Here is a 16,143-nt window from a genome sequence, read left to right as displayed (position 1 = left end):
CACATGGGTATCAAGGTTTTACTGGTCGAGGACGACCGCGCATTGCGCGAGGCGCTGGCTGATACGCTGTTGCTCGCGGGGCACGATTACAAGGCGGTGGGTTCGGCCGAAGATGCGCTGGCTGCTGTCGGCGGCGAGGCCTTCAGCCTGGTGGTCAGCGACGTCAATATGCCGGGCATGGACGGCCACCAGTTGCTTGCCATGCTGCGAGTGCGGCAGCCGCAGTTGCCGGTGTTGCTGATGACGGCTCATGGCGCGGTCGAGCGAGCGGTCGACGCGATGCGCCAGGGGGCGGCGGACTATCTGGTCAAGCCATTCGAGCCCAAGGCGTTGCTCGAGTTGGTGGGGCGTCATGCCCTGGGCAGTCTCGGCCTGACCGAAGGCGAAGGGCCGGTAGCATTCGAGCCGGCGAGCGCGCAGCTGCTCGAGTTGGCGGCGCGGGTCGCACGCAGCGATTCCACAGTGCTGATCTCGGGTGAGTCGGGTACGGGCAAGGAAGTGCTGGCGCGTTACATTCATCAGCATTCTCATCGCGCCCATCAGCCGTTCATTGCGATCAACTGCGCAGCGATCCCGGACAACATGCTCGAAGCGACCTTGTTCGGGCACGAGAAGGGCGCCTTCACCGGCGCCATTGCCGCGCAAGCCGGCAAGTTCGAGCAGGCCGACGGCGGCACCATTCTGCTTGATGAAATTTCCGAAATGCCCCTGGGGCTCCAGGCCAAATTGCTGCGCGTGCTGCAAGAGCGCGAGGTCGAAAGGGTTGGGGCGCGCAAACCGATCACACTGGACATTCGTGTGGTTGCCACCACCAACCGTGACCTGGCGGGTGAAGTGGCGGCGGGGCGCTTTCGCGAGGATCTTTATTATCGCCTGTCGGTGTTTCCTCTTGCCTGGCGTCCGTTGCGCGAGCGCACTGCCGACATCCTGCCGCTGGCTGAGCGTCTGCTGGCCAGGCACGTCAATAAAATGAAGCATTCGCCTGCCAGATTGTCGCCCGAGGCTCAGGCGTGCCTGATCGGTTATCCGTGGCCAGGTAATGTGCGTGAACTGGACAACGCGATTCAGCGTGCGCTGATTTTGCAGCAGGGTGGTTTGATTCAGCCGCAGGATTTCTGCCTGGCCGGGCCTGTGGCTTGTGCGCCATTGCCTGCGTTGGCGCAGGCGCCGGTGCGTCCAGTGGAAGTCGAGGCCGAGTCGGCCGGTGCACTGGGCGATGATCTGCGTCGCCGTGAATTCCAGATGATCATCGACACCTTGCGCGCCGAGCGCGGTCGTCGCAAAGAGGCGGCCGAGCGCCTGGGCATCAGCCCGCGAACCTTGCGTTACAAGCTGGCGCAGATGCGCGATGCCGGCATGGATGTGGAAGCTTATTTGTTTGCCACCTGATCCCTGGTTCCAATACCTGGGCCTGTAGGAGCGAGCTTGCTCGCGATGGTCGTTAACGATAACGCGGGGCGTCAGGATAAACGCGGCGTTCTTTGGTTCATCGCGAGCAAGCTCGCTCCTACAGGGGGCTAGCGGCGATGAGAAGGGCTTTTGTGAAGCAAGGCCATGGAGCTGGCACCCTTGTTGCTAACACCTCACTACCCGCCGAGTGAGTGTCAAAAAATTGCGGGTCGTCAAAGAGAGAAACCATGAGTCAAGGTATTGAATTCAATCGGTTGATGCTGGATATGCGCGCCATGCAAATGGATGCCATGTCTGCGCCGAAATCGACGGCTGTCCCTGAAGTGGCGGGTAGCAGTTTTTCCGACATGCTCGGCCAGGCCGTCAATAAAGTGAACGACACCCAACAGGCTTCCACTCAGTTGGCCAGCGCCTTCGAAATCGGCAAAAGCGGCGTCGACCTCACAGACGTGATGATTTCCTCGCAGAAGGCCAGTGTGTCATTCCAGGCATTGACCCAGGTGCGCAACAAGCTGGTTCAGGCCTACCAAGACATCATGCAGATGCCGGTTTAAAGGACGAGATTGAGTCATGGCAGAAGCAGTCGCCGATAACGTTCCGGCCAAGGCCACTCCGATAGACGGCAAGCCGCCGCTGTTCGGATTGTCCTTCCTGGAAAACCTCTCCGAGATGACCATGTTGCGTCAGGTGGGCCTGTTGGTCGGCCTGGCGGCGAGCGTGGCGATTGGCTTTGCCGTGGTGTTGTGGTCCCAGCAGCCGGACTACCGGCCTCTGTACGGCAGCCTTGCCGGCATGGACGCCAAGCAGGTCATGGATACCCTGGCCTCCGCCGATATTCCGTACACCGTCGAACCCAATTCCGGTGCCTTGCTGGTCAAGGCCGATGACCTGTCCCGTGCGCGGCTCAAGCTCGCGGCCGCTGGTGTCACTCCCAGCGACGGCAACATCGGTTTTGAAATCCTCGACAAGGAACAAGGGCTGGGCACCAGCCAGTTCATGGAAGCGACCCGCTATCGTCGTGGTCTCGAAGGTGAACTGGCCCGCACCATTTCCAGCCTGAACAACGTCAAGGGTGCCCGTGTGCACCTGGCGATCCCGAAAAGCTCGGTGTTCGTGCGCGACGAGCGCAAGCCGAGCGCTTCGGTGCTGGTTGAACTCTATTCCGGCCGCTCCCTCGAGCCAGGCCAGGTCGTTGCCATCATCAATCTGGTGGCGACCAGCGTTCCCGAGCTCAGCAAGTCGCAGATCACCGTGGTCGACCAGAAGGGCAACCTGCTCTCCGACCAGGCGGAAAACTCCGAACTGACCATGGCCGGCAAGCAATTCGACTACAGCCGGCGCATGGAAAGCATGCTCACCCAGCGCGTACACAACATCCTGCAGCCGGTGCTGGGCAACGATCGCTATAAAGCCGAAGTGTCCGCGGATGTGGACTTCAGTGCGGTCGAGTCGACTTCCGAGCAATTCAATCCGGATCAACCGGCGTTGCGCAGCGAGCAGTCGGTCAACGAACAACGTACCGCCAGCAATGGTCCGCAAGGTGTGCCGGGTGCCTTGAGCAACCAGCCGCCGTCGCCGGCGTCCGCGCCGCAAACCACCGGTGGTGCGACCGCGTCGGCCGGCATGGTGCAGCCAGGCCAGCCGCTGATCGATGCCAACGGCCAGCAAATCATGGACCCGGCCACCGGTCAGCCGATGCTCGCACCGTACCCGGCAGACAAGCGTCAACAATCGACCAGAAACTTCGAGCTCGACCGTTCCATCAGCCATACCAAGCAGCAGCAGGGCCGATTGAATCGTCTGTCGGTGTCGGTGGTGGTCGACGATCAGGTCAAAATCAACCCGGCCAACGGCGAAACCAGCCGTGCGCCATGGAGCGCCGATGAATTGGCGCGCTTCACGCGCCTGGTTCAGGATGCGGTCGGCTTCGATGCCAGCCGTGGCGACAGTGTCAGTGTGATCAACATGCCGTTCTCCGCCGAGCGCGGTGAAGTGATTGCCGATATTCCGTTCTACTCCCAGCCGTGGTTCTGGGACATCGTCAAGCAAGTGCTGGGTGTGCTGTTCATCCTGGTGCTGGTGTTCGGTGTGCTGCGTCCGGTGCTCAACAACATCACCGGTGGCGGCACAGGCAAGCAGTTGGCTGGTATCGGCAGCGACGTCGAGTTGGGTGGCATGGGCGGTCTGGATGGCGAGTTGGCCAACGACCGCATCAGTCTTGGCGGCCCGCAAAGCATTCTGCTGCCGAGCCCGAGCGAAGGCTATGACGCACAGTTGAACGCAATCAAGAGTCTGGTGGCAGAAGATCCGGGTCGTGTGGCCCAGGTCGTGAAAGAGTGGATTAACGCAGATGAGTGATAACCGAGCCGTTGCCGCCAAACTGTCCAAGGTCGACAAGGCCGCCATCCTGTTGCTGTCCCTGGGCTCCACCGACGCGGCCCAGGTGCTGCGCCACATGGGTCCCAAAGAGGTTCAGCGCGTGGGCGTGGCCATGGCCCAGATGGGTAATGTGCACCGCGAGCAGGTCGAGCAGGTGATGAGCGAGTTCGTCGATATCGTCGGCGACCAGACCAGCCTGGGCGTCGGCTCCGACGACTATGTGCGCAAAATGCTCACCCAGGCCCTGGGCGAAGACAAAGCCAACGGCCTGATCGACCGCATCCTGCTCGGTGGCAACACCAGCGGCCTCGACAGCCTGAAGTGGATGGAGCCGCGTGCCGTCGCCGACGTGATCCGTTACGAGCACCCGCAGATCCAGGCGATCGTGGTGGCGTATCTCGATCCGGACCAGGCCGGTGAAGTGCTCGGCAACTTCGACCACAAGGTACGGCTGGACATCATCCTGCGAGTCTCCTCGCTGAACACCGTACAGCCAGCGGCCCTGAAAGAACTCAACCAGATTCTCGAGAAGCAGTTCTCCGGCAACTCGAATGCCTCACGCACCAACCTGGGTGGCATCAAGCGTGCGGCGGACATCATGAACTTCCTCGACAGCTCGATCGAAGGCCAGCTCATGGATTCGATTCGCGAAGTCGACGAAGACCTGTCCGGTCAGATCGAAGACCTCATGTTCGTCTTCAACAACCTGGCCGATGTCGACGACCGCGGGATCCAGGCGCTGCTGCGCGAAGTGTCCTCCGACGTGCTGGTGCTGGCCCTCAAGGGTTCGGACGAAAACGTCAAAGAGAAAATCTTCAAGAACATGTCCAAGCGTGCGGCCGAACTGTTGCGCGACGACCTGGAAGCCAAGGGCCCGGTGCGCGTCAGCGACGTGGAAACCGCGCAGAAGGAAATCCTCACCATCGCCCGCCGTATGGCCGAAGCCGGAGAGATCGTTCTCGGCGGCAAGGGCGGCGAGGAAATGATCTAACACCATGGTCAAGAATGATGATGCACCCACTGACCTGATCCGGGCCAGGGATGTCAGTGGCTTCGATACCTGGGCGCTGCCCAGTTTCGATCCGCCGGAACCCGAGCCCGAGCCGGAGCCGGAACCCGAGCCGCCGGAAATGGAGGAAGTGCCGCTGGAGGAAGTCCAGCCACTGACCCTCGAAGAACTCGAAAGCATTCGCCAGGAAGCCTACAACGAAGGCTTCGCGGTGGGTGAGAAAGAAGGATTCCACAGCACCACGCTCAAGGTCCGTCAGGAAGCCGAAGTGGCCCTGGCGGCCAAGATTGCGGCGCTGGAGCAACTGATGGCGCACCTGTTCGAGCCCATTGCCGAACAGGACACCCAGATCGAAAAGTCCCTGGTCGACCTCGTGCAGCACATCACCAGGCAGGTGATCCAGCGCGAACTGGCCATCGACTCGACGCAGATCGAACACGTCATGCGCGAAGCGCTGAAGCTGTTGCCGCTGGGCGTGGGCAATGTGCGGCTGTACATCAATCCGCAGGATTTCGAACAGGTCAAAGCCCTGCGCGAACGCCATGAAGAAACCTGGCGCATCGTCGAAGACGAAGCGCTGTTGCCTGGCGGATGTCGGGTCGAGACCGAACACAGTCGCATCGATGCCACGGTGGAAACCCGCGTCGCGCGGGTGATGGACAAGCTGTTCGATCAGCTCCACGAGCAGGCATTGCACCCGGCCGCACCGGACGTCAGCCTGGAACTGCCGATCGAAAGCAAGCCTGCGTCGGACATTGCCGATGCGCCTTGAACGCACCAGTTTTGCCAAGCGCCTTGGCAGTTATGCCGAGGCCACGCAATTGGAGGGCGCACCGATTCTCGAAGGCCGACTGCTGCGCATGGTCGGCCTGACCCTCGAAGCCGAGGGCCTGCGCGCGGCCATGGGCAGTCGCTGCATGGTCATCAACGACGACAGCTATCACCCGGTGCAGGTCGAAGCCGAAGTCATGGGCTTCTCCGGCAGCAAAGTGTTTCTGATGCCCGTCGGTAGCGTCGCCGGTATTGCGCCCGGCGCCCGGGTGGTTCCGCTGTCGGACAGCGGTCGCTTGCCGATGGGCATGAGCATGCTCGGACGCGTACTCGATGGCGCCGGTCGTGCCCTGGACGGCAAGGGCGGGATGAAGGCTGAAGACTGGGTACCCATGGATGGCCCGACCATCAACCCGCTCAAGCGTGAGCCGATCAGCGAACCGCTGGACGTGGGCATCCGTTGTATCAACGGCATGTTGACGGTCGGTCGCGGCCAGCGGCTCGGCCTGTTTGCCGGTACCGGTGTCGGTAAATCGGTGTTGCTGGGGATGATGACGCGCTTTACCGAGGCCGACATTATTGTCGTCGGGCTGATCGGTGAGCGGGGTCGTGAAGTCAAGGAATTCATCGAGCATATCCTTGGTGAAGAAGGGCTCAAGCGTTCAGTGGTCGTGGCGTCCCCGGCGGACGATGCGCCGCTGATGCGATTGCGCGCTGCCATGTATTGCACGCGTATCGCCGAGTATTTCCGCGACAAGGGCAAGAACGTTCTGTTACTGATGGACTCCCTGACCCGATTCGCCCAGGCCCAGCGGGAAATCGCCCTGGCCATTGGCGAGCCGCCGGCGACCAAGGGCTATCCACCGTCGGTATTCGCCAAGTTGCCGAAACTGGTGGAGCGTGCCGGTAACGCGGAGAAGGGCGGTGGTTCGATCACCGCGTTCTACACCGTGCTGTCCGAAGGCGACGACCAGCAGGACCCGATCGCCGACTCGGCGCGAGGCGTGCTCGATGGGCACATCGTGCTGTCCCGGCGACTGGCCGAGGAAGGTCATTACCCGGCCATCGATATCGAGGCGTCCATCAGCCGGGTCATGCCGGCGGTGGTGTCGCCGGAACACATGACCCGTGCGCAGTATTTCAAGCAGTTGTGGTCGCGCTATCAGCAGAGCCGCGATCTGATCAGCGTTGGCGCCTATGTCGCCGGCGGAGATCGGGAGACCGATCTGGCGATTTCCCTGCAACCGCAATTGGTCAAATACCTGCGTCAGGGCCTCAACGACAGCATCAGCCTGGGCGAAAGCGAAGCGTATCTCGCCTCGATCTTCGCGCCCGCGGCAGGCGGTTAAGCGGTCATGGCCCAGAGTCGGGCAGGAAGGCTGGCGCCGGTGGTGGAAATGGCCGAAAAGGCCGAGAAAACCGCGGTCCAGCGCCTGGGGCACTTTCAAGGGCAGGTTCGCCTGGCGGAAAGCAAACTCGCCGACCTTGAAGCCTTCCGTCTCGACTATCAGGAACAATGGATCGTACGCGGTAGCGGCGGCGTTTCGGGCCAATGGTTGCTGGGCTATCAGGGCTTTCTTGCGCAACTGGGCACGGCCATCGACCAGCAGCGGCAAAGCCTGGCCTGGCATCAGAATAACCTGAACAAGGCTCGGGAAACCTGGCAGCAGGCATTTGCCCGGGTCGAAGGTTTGCGCAAGCTGGTTCAGCGCTATGCCGATGAGGCGCGGGCGCTTGAAGAGCGGCGCGAGCAGAAACTGCTGGATGAATTGTCCCAGCGCCTGCCGCGGCAGGATCGCCTGTAGGAGCGTGCTCGCTCGCGATAAACCTGTAAGCGCACGGGGTTGTCAGGTGTAAAGCGATAATATTGACGACCATCGCGAGCAATAACGATCCGACAGTCACCACAACTTCCCGCCTTGCTCCAACCTCTACCAAATGCTAAACCTTGTGCAAGCGGGTTTATCAATGACAAGGAAGCCATGAAATGTCAGTCGTTACAGAAGTCTCTCCGGATGGGCAAAAACTGACGATATCGGTCAAGGGACGATTCGATTTCGCCAAGCACCAGGAATTTCGGGAATCCTACGAAGATAAAGAGCTCTCGGCGGTTGTGGTCGACCTGAAAGACGCCACTTACCTCGACAGCTCGGCCTTGGGCATGCTGCTTCTGCTGCGTGATCACGCCGGTGGCGACGACTCTGATATCCGCGTCGTCAACAGCAGTACCGACGTGCGCAAGATCCTCGCCATCTCCAACTTCGACAAGCTGTTCGACATCAGTTGATTGCCATGCAGCCACTGGAGCCGCTGACGATCCTGATTGCCGAGGACAGCGCCGCCGATCGCCTGCTGTTGTCGAGCATCCTGCGCCGCCAGGGGCACGAAGTGCTGACGGCGGCCAACGGTGCCGAAGCGGTCGAGGTGTTTCGCCAGCAATCACCGCATCTGGTGTTGATGGATGCGCTGATGCCGGTGATGGACGGCTTCGAGGCGGCCCGGCAAATCAAGGTTCTGGCCGGGGAAACCCTGGTGCCGATCATCTTCCTCACTTCCTTGTCCGAAAGCGAAGCGCTGGCCCGTTGTCTGGAGGTCGGCGGTGACGACTTTCTGGCAAAGCCCTACAACCAGGTGATTCTCGCAGCCAAGATCAAGGCGATGGATCGCTTGCGGCGCTTGCAGGACACGGTACTGCAACAGCGTGACCAGATCGCCCGGCACCACGACTATCTGCTCAACGAGCAACGTGTGGCCAAGGCCGTTTTCGACAAGGTGGCGCACTCAGGCTGCCTGAATGCCGCGCCAAACATCCGTTATCTGCAATCGCCCTATGCGCTGTTCAACGGCGACCTGTTGCTGGCCGCGTTCACGCCGGCCGGAGACATGCACGTACTGCTGGGCGACTTCACCGGCCACGGTCTGCCGGCGGCAGTGGGGGCCATGCCCCTGGCCGAAGTGTTTTACGGGATGACGGCCAAGGGCTATGGCCTGGCGGAAACCCTGCGTGAGATGAATGCCAAGCTCAAGCGCATCCTGCCGGTGGACATGTTCTGCTGTGCCACGTTGCTGTGCCTGAGTTTCCAGCGCCGTTCGGTGGAAGTCTGGAACGGTGGGATGCCGGACGGTTACCTGCATTGCATTGCCAGTGGCGAGCGAACGCCTCTTCCGGCGCGGCACCTGCCTTTGGGTGTGCTGAGCCCGGAATCCTTCGATGAACGCACCGATGTGTTTCCCATGGCGCTCGGGGATCGGGTTTTCCTGTTGTCCGATGGGGTGATCGATACCTGCGACGCCAATGATCAGTTGTTTGGCGAGCAGCGATTGCAGCAGGTGTTTGCCGCCAACCATCAGCCAGATGCGCTATTCGAAGAAATCGAGCAGGCGCTTCGCGATTTCGGCGGAGAGAACCGCGACGATGTCAGCATGGTCGAAATCAGCCTGCTTGAGCCGGCGCAGATCACTCCGCCAGCGTTGATCTACTCCGACAGCGGCCAGTCCTGTCCGCTGGACTGGTCGGTGAGTTTCGAATTTCGCGCCGCCACGCTCAAGCGTTTCAATCCGTTGCCCTATCTGTTGCAATTGCTGCTGGAGGTTCATGGCCTTCGGGCTCAGAGCGGTGCGCTCTACAGCGTACTGGCGGAGCTCTACTCCAATGCGCTGGAGCATGGCGTGCTGGGGCTGGATTCGAGCCTCAAACGCGATGCCTCGGGTTTTGCGCGATATTATCAAGAGCGCAATACGCGGCTGGACGAGCTTCAGGAAGGCTATGTGCGACTACATTTGCAGGTGGCGCCAACAGACGACGGCGGTTGCCTGACCATTCACATCGAAGACAGCGGCAAGGGTTTCGATGTCGAACGGATGATGCAAAGACCTCTGGAAGACATCCGCCTGTCGGGACGTGGGGTCAGCCTGATCCGCCAGTTGGGACGTAATGCCCGCTGGACCGACGATGGTCGAAGTGCACGCGTGGAGTTTATCTGGGAGGCTCTGGCATAATCCGCGCATTCTTGATCAAGGAGTGAGCAAGTGGACGACACACATGTGGATCGCAGCGTGCTGAGTGCATTGCAGGAAGTGATGGAAGATGGCTATCCGGACCTGCTGGATATCTTTCTTGCAGACTCCGAAGAGCGCCTGAAAGTCTTGAGAGCAACTGACAGTGCCGCACTGCTCGTTGAAACCGCCCATAGCTTCAAAGGCAGCAGCAGCAATATGGGCGCAGCCAGGCTGACCGAGCTGTGCCATCAACTCGAGCAGCAGGCCAGTAGTTCGCCATGCACCGGCGTTCAGGAACTGGTCCGCGAAATCGACCGCGAGTTCGCCGATATCCGGCCTCTGTACGAAGCTGAACGACAGCGTTGCCCGGCAAAAATCTGAGCATGCGCTGCATTTGCTCTCCTTTGAGTGAAACTGGCTCGGCCTTTGCAGTCAACTCATCCAACTGTACTTACGAGCCCCGTGCAGCGGAGACCGTTTCATGCCCGTTACCCCCAATATTCTGCTTCAGGCCTCCAGGCAGGCCAAGACTCAAGCCGCCTCCGCCAATCCTCCGGCGCTGACCGCTGAGCCCGGGGACAAGGCTGCAAGCTTCGCTCATGTCTACGCCAATCAGGCGCAGGGCAAGCCCAATGCGGTGGCGGATGCGTCGTCCGGGGCGGGGCGTGACAAAACCTGCGAAGTCGCCGGAAAAAAAGACGCTGGCGACGGCAAGTCTGCCGCCGAGGAGCCGGTGGTTGCCGATGGCGGCAAATCCTTGCCTGCCGACAAGCCGGTACAGGCTGACGACAAGGCAGCCGGCGATGATGCGTCGGATACCGACTCGGCGCCGGTCGTCGATGCTGCGCCGGTCGATCCGGCGCTTGATCCCTCATTGCAGCCAGCCATACAGCCAGTGGTGCCTGCGCCGACGCCGACAACGCCTGCCGTAGCCGATGGGGCGCAGCCCGTGGTTGAAGCGCCGGTTGCTGCGGTGATCACGGCTGCAAGTGCTGCGGCGTTGACCAGTACTGACGGCGATTTCGACCCCGAAGCTGATCCCCTCGACGCATTGCCGGCGGTGCGCCTGGCGATGGAGCAGAGCGGTCACGTATCGGCGTCCAGCCAGGCGCAGCCCAAGTCCGCACCGACACAGGCGCAAGCCCAGGCTGACGGTGAGCTGACGCCAGCGCAAAACTTTGCCGCCGGCATGGCGACCATGCGGGATGTTCAGGACGACAAGAGCAGCACCGGTCAGGGGGACGACAAGGCTTTCAGCGGCTTGATCGATGACGGTCTGAAGGACCTCAAGTCCGCCAGCAGCGACACCCGTGTCGATGATTTCGCCAACCGCCTGGCAGCGCTGACCCAGGCGGCCACACCGAAGACCGCCAATGCCTTGCCGGTGAACCAGCCGATCGCCATGCATCAGAGTGGGTGGACCGAAGAGGTGGTGAACCGGGTCATGTACCTGTCCAGCGCCAATCTCAAGGCGGCGGACATCCAGTTGCAGCCCGCCGAGCTGGGACGCCTGGACATTCGGGTGAACATGGTTCCCGACCAGCAGACCCAGGTCACGTTCATGAGTGCGCATCCGGGAGTCCGCGAGGCACTGGATGGCCAGGTCCATCGCTTGCGCGACATGTTTGCGCAGCAGGGCATGGGGCAGGTCGATGTCAATGTTTCGGACCAGTCTCGCGGTTCGCAAAACCAGGGTCAAAACCAGCAAGCACAAAGTGGTCGCAGCCATGCGAGCGGTGGTCGCCTCGATTCGATGGATGACGACATGTCCCAGAGCGTTGCTGAAGTAGCCGCCAACACCACCAGCGTGATCGGCTCCAGCGCGGTCGACTACTACGCCTGATCTACCACTCTCTCCTGTAGGAGCTGGCTTGCCAGCGAAGGCGGTGTGTCAGTCACCGACTGTATTGACTGACACGCGTCTTTCGCTGGCAAGCCAGCTCCTACAGGTGATTGGCGTTGCCGAACATTTGCCGACTCTCCTACCTCCGACATTTCTGGCATAACACTTGCTCTTGCCTTGCCGTGCGACTGTGAAACCCGATTAGTGACGGATTATTGGCATGGCGAAGAGCGACGCAGCAGTAAAAGACCCCGCAACCAAAGGCAAACTCAAGCTGATTATCGTGATCGTGGTGGCCCTGCTGCTGGCGATCGGTGTGTCCGTGGGGGCGACCTGGTACTTCATGCACAGCGCTCAGAGCAAGCCTGCCGCCGTGGCGGAAACGGCTCCCGTCGGCAAACAGCCAGCGATTTTCGAGTCGATGGCGCCGGCCTTCGTGGCCAACTTCAACCAGAACGGTCGCCAGCGCTACATGCAAGTGAGCATCACCATGCTCGCGCGCAACCAGGCGGATCTGGATGCGCTCAAGGTCCACATGCCGGTGATCCGCAATAACCTGGTCATGCTGTTCTCCGGGCAGGACTTTGCGACCCTGGCGTCGCCGGTCGGCCAGGAAATGCTGCGGCAGAAAGCCACCGCCAGCGTGCAGGAAGTGGCGCAGAAAGAGCTCGGCAAAGTGGTGATCGAACAGTTGCTTTTCACTAATTTCGTACTGCAGTAGGAACACGACATGGCCGTGCAGGACCTGCTGTCCCAGGATGAGATCGACGCGCTGCTGCATGGTGTCGACGATGGTCTGGTACAGACCGATAACGCTGCCGAACCCGGCACAGTCAAAAGCTACGACCTGACCAGCCAGGATCGCATCGTCCGTGGACGCATGCCGACCCTGGAAATGATCAACGAGCGTTTTGCCCGCTATACCCGCATCAGCATGTTCAACATGCTGCGTCGCTCGGCAGACGTGGCGGTCGGCGGCGTGCAGGTGATGAAGTTCGGCGAATACGTGCACTCGCTGTACGTGCCGACCAGTCTCAACCTGGTCAAGATCAAACCCCTGCGCGGCACCGCGCTGTTCATCCTCGACGCCAAACTGGTGTTCAAGCTGGTGGACAACTTCTTCGGCGGTGACGGCCGGCACGCCAAGATCGAAGGCCGTGAGTTCACACCAACCGAACTGCGTGTGGTGCGCATGGTGCTGGAGCAGGCGTTCGTCGATTTGAAGGAAGCCTGGCAGGCGATCATGGAAGTCAACTTCGAGTACATCAACTCGGAAGTGAACCCGGCCATGGCCAACATCGTCGGCCCGAGCGAAGCCATTGTGGTGTCGACCTTCCACATCGAACTCGATGGCGGTGGCGGCGACCTGCACGTGACCATGCCGTACTCGATGATCGAGCCGGTGCGCGAAATGCTCGACGCCGGCTTCCAGTCGGACCTCGACGACCAGGACGAGCGTTGGGTCAACGCCCTGCGCCAGGACGTGCTGGACGTCGACGTGCCGATCGGCGCAACGGTGGCTCGTCGTCAGTTGCGCCTGCGCGACATCCTGCACATGCAGCCGGGGGATGTGATCCCGGTCGAGATGCCGGAAGAAATGATCATGCGCGCCAACGGCGTGCCGGCCTTCAAGGTCAAGATGGGCTCGCACAAGGGCAACCTGGCGTTGCAAGTGATCGAGCCGATCGAGCGCCGTTGACCGGCGCTCGTACCCATTCGCGAATTACCGAATTCTGAACTTTTGCTCGCCGAGGACACTGACAATATGAACACCCAAGACGACCAGGCTCTGGCCGATGAATGGGCCGCGGCCCTGGAAGAAACCGGTGATGCCGGGCAGGCCGAGATCGATGCACTGCTGGCCGCCGACGCCAGCGTCTCGAGCTCCAACCGCCTGCCAATGGAAGAGTTCGGCAGCGTGCCGCGCAACAACGATCCGGTGAGCCTGGAAGGGCCGAACCTGGACGTGATCCTCGACATCCCGGTGTCGATCTCCATGGAAGTGGGCAGCACCGACATCAACATCCGCAACTTGCTGCAACTCAACCAGGGGTCGGTAATCGAGCTCGATCGCCTGGCTGGCGAGCCGCTGGACGTGCTGGTCAACGGCACCCTGATCGCCCACGGCGAAGTGGTAGTGGTCAACGAGAAGTTCGGCATCCGCCTGACGGACGTGATCAGCCCAAGTGAACGCATCAAGAAGCTGCGCTGAGTGAAAAAGTTTCTGGGGGCTTTGCTGGGGGCCGCGCTGGCCATGCCGTTCAGCGTGCTGGCGGCCGAAGCGGTTGCAACGGCGACCACGGCTGCTGCGCCAGCGGTGAGCAGTGGTGTGGCTGGCCAACTGACGCAACTGGTGTTCGGCCTGCTGCTGGTGCTGGGGCTGATCTTCCTCCTCGCCTGGTTGCTGCGTCGGGTCCAGCAGGCCGGCCCGGCTGGCAAGGGGCAGGTGATCGAAATTGTCGGCTCCCGCGCACTGGGGCCTCGCGACCGCCTGATGCTGGTGCAGGTCGGCAACGAGCAGATTCTGCTTGGCCTCAGCCCCGGCACCATCACCGCATTGCACGTGCTCAAGGAGCCGGTGCAAGTGCCGAGTACCGAGAAGCCGACGCCGGAATTTGCCCAGCGCCTGTTGGAGATGCTGGGTAAAGATCAGAAGGATAAGAAGTAATGGGTGCGCTACGCATCGTCTTGACGCTGACCCTGATGCTGGTCGCGCCGCTGGCATTCGCCGCCGATCCGCTGTCGATCCCGGCCATCACTCTGGGCACCAATGCGCAGGGTGCACAGGAATACTCGGTCAGCCTGCAAATCCTGCTGATCATGACCGCGCTGAGTTTTATCCCGGCGTTTGTCATGCTGATGACCAGCTTCACCCGGATCATCATTGTCTTCTCGATCCTGCGCCAGGCCCTGGGCCTGCAGCAGACACCGTCGAACCAGATCCTCACCGGCATGGCGCTGTTCCTGACCCTGTTCATCATGGCGCCAGTGTTCGACCGGGTGAATCAGGACGCCTTGCAGCCGTATCTGGCGGAAAAGCTGACCGCCCAGGATGCAGTCGCCAAAGCGCAGGTGCCGATCAAGAATTTCATGCTCGCCCAGACCCGCACCAGCGATCTGGAGCTGTTCATGCGCTTGTCCAAGCGGACTGACATCGCGACGCCGGACCAGGCGCCGCTGACCATCCTGGTGCCGGCCTTCGTGACCTCCGAGCTGAAAACCGCGTTCCAGATCGGTTTCATGATCTTCATTCCGTTCCTGATCATCGACCTGGTCGTGGCCAGTGTGCTGATGGCCATGGGTATGATGATGCTGTCGCCGCTGATCATTTCCCTGCCGTTCAAAATCATGTTGTTCGTGCTGGTGGATGGCTGGGCGCTGATCATCGGCACACTGGCCAGCAGCTTCGGCGGTGTCTCGCCATGACCCCTGAAGTTGCGGTCGATATCTTTCGCGAAGCGCTGTGGCTGACCACCATGATGGTCGCGGTGCTGGTGATCCCGAGCCTGCTGGTGGGCCTGCTGGTGGCGATGTTCCAGGCCGCCACCCAGATCAACGAACAGACTCTGAGCTTCCTGCCGCGCCTGCTGGTGATGCTGGTGACCCTGATCGTGGCCGGCCCGTGGCTGGTGCAGACCTTCATGGAGTACATCTTGCAGTTGTATGGCAGTATTCCTCAGGTCATCGGCTAAACCATGTCACTGCTTGCGCTGACCGATACGCAGATCAGCACCTGGGTGGCGACGTTCATGTTGCCGCTGTTTCGCGTCGGCTCCTTGCTGATGGTCATGCCGGTGTTCGGTACAACGCTGGTGCCCAAACGCGTGCGTTTGTACCTGGCCTTGGCGATCACCGTGGTGATTGCGCCGGGCCTGCCGCCGATGCCGGCGGTCAGTGCGTTGGACTTGAGTGGGCTGCTGCTGATTGCCGAGCAGATCCTCATCGGTGCGGTGCTGGGTTTCTCGTTGCAATTATTCTTCCAGGCCTTCGTGGTCGCCGGGCAGATCGTTTCGATTCAGATGGGCATGGGGTTCGCGTCGATGGTCGACCCTACCAACGGTGTATCGACGGCGGTGATCGGGCAGTTTTTCACCATGCTGGTGACGCTGCTGTTCCTGTCCATGAACGGTCATCTGGTGGTGTTCGAAATCCTCACCGAGAGCTTCACCACGTTGCCGGTGGGTGGCGGCCTGATGGTCAATCACTACTGGGAACTGGCCGGCAAGCTCGGCTGGGTACTCGGTTCGGCGTTGTTGCTGGTACTGCCGGCGATCACCGCGTTGCTGGTGGTCAACATCGCGTTTGGCGTCATGACCCGGGCAGCGCCGCAACTGAACATTTTCTCCATCGGCTTCCCGCTGACCCTGGTGCTTGGGCTGTTCATCGTCTGGGTCGGGCTGGCGGACATTCTCAATCAGTACCAACCGCTGGCCTCCGAGGCCTTGCAGTTATTACGCGAAATGGCACGGGCGCGCTGAGTCATGGCTGAGAGCGAAAGCGGTCAGGACAAAACAGAAGACCCCACGGAGAAACGCAAGCAGGACTCCCGTGAAAAGGGCGAGGTAGCCCGGTCCAAGGAACTCAACACCCTGGCGATCATGCTGGTCGGTGCCTCGGCGTTGTTGATTTTTGGCGGCGCCATGGCGCAGGACATGATGGAGCTGATGCGCATCAACTTCTCGCTGCCGCGGGAAGTGATCCTGGATCAGCGCTCCATGGCCACCTACCTGAT

19 protein-coding genes are annotated in these 16,143 nt (G+C 61.1%); all 19 read left to right on the top strand.

The genetic code is table 11. The features are described 5' to 3' along the window. Positions 1-3 precede the first annotated feature (3 nt). The gene (locus PMI31_RS23270; RefSeq protein ID WP_008021338.1) at positions 4-1,389 is read left to right on the top strand and encodes a sigma-54-dependent transcriptional regulator; all 1,386 of its coding nucleotides are present in this window, start codon (positions 4-6) and stop codon (positions 1,387-1,389) included. A 248-nt stretch (positions 1,390-1,637) separates the two neighbouring features. Next, positions 1,638-1,964 (top strand): flagellar hook-basal body complex protein FliE, encoded by a 327-nt coding sequence (gene fliE, locus PMI31_RS23265; RefSeq protein WP_008021337.1) that lies wholly within the window; start codon positions 1,638-1,640, stop codon positions 1,962-1,964. A gap of 16 nt (positions 1,965-1,980) precedes the next feature. Further along, complete coding sequence (fliF, locus tag PMI31_RS23260) at positions 1,981-3,768, top strand: flagellar basal-body MS-ring/collar protein FliF (protein WP_008021335.1); 1,788 nt, start codon at positions 1,981-1,983, stop codon at positions 3,766-3,768. Then, a complete protein-coding gene (fliG, locus tag PMI31_RS23255) occupies positions 3,761-4,780 on the top strand; it encodes a flagellar motor switch protein FliG (protein ID WP_008021334.1) in 1,020 nt (339 codons plus the stop codon). Before fliF ends, fliG begins: the two co-directional genes overlap by 8 nt. Before the next feature lie 4 nt (positions 4,781-4,784). Continuing rightward, entirely contained in the window at positions 4,785-5,570 is a 786-nt protein-coding gene (gene fliH, locus PMI31_RS23250) for a flagellar assembly protein FliH (RefSeq protein ID WP_008021333.1), read from the top strand. Beyond that, on the top strand, positions 5,560-6,918 hold the full coding sequence (fliI, locus tag PMI31_RS23245) for a flagellar protein export ATPase FliI (RefSeq protein ID WP_008021332.1): 1,359 nt from the start codon (positions 5,560-5,562) through the stop codon (positions 6,916-6,918). Before fliH ends, fliI begins: the two co-directional genes overlap by 11 nt. A 6-nt stretch (positions 6,919-6,924) precedes the next feature. After that, a complete protein-coding gene (gene fliJ, locus PMI31_RS23240) occupies positions 6,925-7,374 on the top strand; it encodes a flagellar export protein FliJ (protein ID WP_008021331.1) in 450 nt (149 codons plus the stop codon). Between the two features lie 182 nt (positions 7,375-7,556). Continuing rightward, entirely contained in the window at positions 7,557-7,856 is a 300-nt protein-coding gene (locus PMI31_RS23235; RefSeq protein WP_008021330.1) for an STAS domain-containing protein, read from the top strand. A gap of 5 nt (positions 7,857-7,861) precedes the next feature. Beyond that, positions 7,862-9,568, top strand: a complete 1,707-nt coding sequence (locus tag PMI31_RS23230; RefSeq protein ID WP_008021328.1) for an ATP-binding SpoIIE family protein phosphatase — start codon at positions 7,862-7,864, stop codon at positions 9,566-9,568. 30 nt (positions 9,569-9,598) lie between these two features. Next, complete coding sequence (locus PMI31_RS23225) at positions 9,599-9,949, top strand: Hpt domain-containing protein (RefSeq protein WP_008021326.1); 351 nt, start codon at positions 9,599-9,601, stop codon at positions 9,947-9,949. A 100-nt stretch (positions 9,950-10,049) separates the two neighbouring features. After that, positions 10,050-11,411 carry a flagellar hook-length control protein FliK gene (locus PMI31_RS23220; protein WP_008021325.1) on the top strand — a complete coding sequence of 454 codons (1,362 nt, stop codon included), beginning with the start codon at positions 10,050-10,052 and terminating at the stop codon, positions 11,409-11,411. 220 nt (positions 11,412-11,631) lie between these two features. After that, entirely contained in the window at positions 11,632-12,132 is a 501-nt protein-coding gene (gene fliL / locus PMI31_RS23215) for a flagellar basal body-associated protein FliL (protein WP_008021323.1), read from the top strand. 9 nt (positions 12,133-12,141) lie between these two features. Continuing rightward, positions 12,142-13,110 carry a flagellar motor switch protein FliM gene (gene fliM / locus PMI31_RS23210; RefSeq protein WP_008021322.1) on the top strand — a complete coding sequence of 323 codons (969 nt, stop codon included), beginning with the start codon at positions 12,142-12,144 and terminating at the stop codon, positions 13,108-13,110. Between the two features lie 66 nt (positions 13,111-13,176). Further along, positions 13,177-13,623 carry a flagellar motor switch protein FliN gene (fliN, locus tag PMI31_RS23205; protein ID WP_008021321.1) on the top strand — a complete coding sequence of 149 codons (447 nt, stop codon included), beginning with the start codon at positions 13,177-13,179 and terminating at the stop codon, positions 13,621-13,623. Then, the gene (gene fliO, locus PMI31_RS23200; protein ID WP_008021318.1) at positions 13,624-14,079 is read left to right on the top strand and encodes a flagellar biosynthetic protein FliO; all 456 of its coding nucleotides are present in this window, start codon (positions 13,624-13,626) and stop codon (positions 14,077-14,079) included. It begins immediately after the preceding gene. After that, complete coding sequence (gene fliP / locus PMI31_RS23195) at positions 14,079-14,837, top strand: flagellar type III secretion system pore protein FliP (RefSeq protein ID WP_008021317.1); 759 nt, start codon at positions 14,079-14,081, stop codon at positions 14,835-14,837. Before fliO ends, fliP begins: the two co-directional genes overlap by 1 nt. Next, entirely contained in the window at positions 14,834-15,103 is a 270-nt protein-coding gene (fliQ, locus tag PMI31_RS23190; RefSeq protein ID WP_007948918.1) for a flagellar biosynthesis protein FliQ, read from the top strand. The genes fliP and fliQ overlap by 4 nt, the downstream gene beginning before the upstream one ends. 3 nt (positions 15,104-15,106) lie before the next feature. Continuing rightward, positions 15,107-15,889 carry a flagellar biosynthetic protein FliR gene (fliR, locus tag PMI31_RS23185; RefSeq protein ID WP_008021314.1) on the top strand — a complete coding sequence of 261 codons (783 nt, stop codon included), beginning with the start codon at positions 15,107-15,109 and terminating at the stop codon, positions 15,887-15,889. 3 nt (positions 15,890-15,892) lie between these two features. Continuing rightward, positions 15,893-16,143, top strand: a 251-nt coding sequence (locus tag PMI31_RS23180; RefSeq protein ID WP_008021312.1) for an EscU/YscU/HrcU family type III secretion system export apparatus switch protein, incomplete at its 3' end; no start/stop codon positions are given.

The organism is Pseudomonas sp. GM55 (assembly GCF_000282395.1).
Taxonomy (GTDB): Bacteria; Pseudomonadota; Gammaproteobacteria; order Pseudomonadales; family Pseudomonadaceae; genus Aquipseudomonas; species Aquipseudomonas fluorescens_CC.
This window is presented reverse-complemented; position numbering and strand designations above follow the sequence as displayed.

Excerpts from the sequence above, each read along its gene's own strand:
- PMI31_RS23270 (WP_008021338.1), top strand. The coding sequence starts at position 4 with ATGGGTATCAAGGTTTTACTGGTCGAGGACGACCGCGCATTGCGCGAG.
- fliE (WP_008021337.1), top strand. The coding sequence starts at position 1,638 with ATGAGTCAAGGTATTGAATTCAATCGGTTGATGCTGGATATGCGCGCC.
- fliF (WP_008021335.1), top strand. The coding sequence starts at position 1,981 with ATGGCAGAAGCAGTCGCCGATAACGTTCCGGCCAAGGCCACTCCGATA.
- fliG (WP_008021334.1), top strand. The coding sequence starts at position 3,761 with ATGAGTGATAACCGAGCCGTTGCCGCCAAACTGTCCAAGGTCGACAAG.
- fliH (WP_008021333.1), top strand. The coding sequence starts at position 4,785 with ATGGTCAAGAATGATGATGCACCCACTGACCTGATCCGGGCCAGGGAT.
- fliI (WP_008021332.1), top strand. The coding sequence starts at position 5,560 with ATGCGCCTTGAACGCACCAGTTTTGCCAAGCGCCTTGGCAGTTATGCC.
- fliJ (WP_008021331.1), top strand. The coding sequence starts at position 6,925 with ATGGCCCAGAGTCGGGCAGGAAGGCTGGCGCCGGTGGTGGAAATGGCC.
- PMI31_RS23235 (WP_008021330.1), top strand. The coding sequence starts at position 7,557 with ATGTCAGTCGTTACAGAAGTCTCTCCGGATGGGCAAAAACTGACGATA.
- PMI31_RS23230 (WP_008021328.1), top strand. The coding sequence starts at position 7,862 with ATGCAGCCACTGGAGCCGCTGACGATCCTGATTGCCGAGGACAGCGCC.
- PMI31_RS23220 (WP_008021325.1), top strand. The coding sequence starts at position 10,050 with ATGCCCGTTACCCCCAATATTCTGCTTCAGGCCTCCAGGCAGGCCAAG.
- fliL (WP_008021323.1), top strand. The coding sequence starts at position 11,632 with ATGGCGAAGAGCGACGCAGCAGTAAAAGACCCCGCAACCAAAGGCAAA.
- fliM (WP_008021322.1), top strand. The coding sequence starts at position 12,142 with ATGGCCGTGCAGGACCTGCTGTCCCAGGATGAGATCGACGCGCTGCTG.
- fliN (WP_008021321.1), top strand. The coding sequence starts at position 13,177 with ATGAACACCCAAGACGACCAGGCTCTGGCCGATGAATGGGCCGCGGCC.
- fliP (WP_008021317.1), top strand. The coding sequence starts at position 14,079 with ATGGGTGCGCTACGCATCGTCTTGACGCTGACCCTGATGCTGGTCGCG.
- fliQ (WP_007948918.1), top strand. The coding sequence starts at position 14,834 with ATGACCCCTGAAGTTGCGGTCGATATCTTTCGCGAAGCGCTGTGGCTG.
- fliR (WP_008021314.1), top strand. The coding sequence starts at position 15,107 with ATGTCACTGCTTGCGCTGACCGATACGCAGATCAGCACCTGGGTGGCG.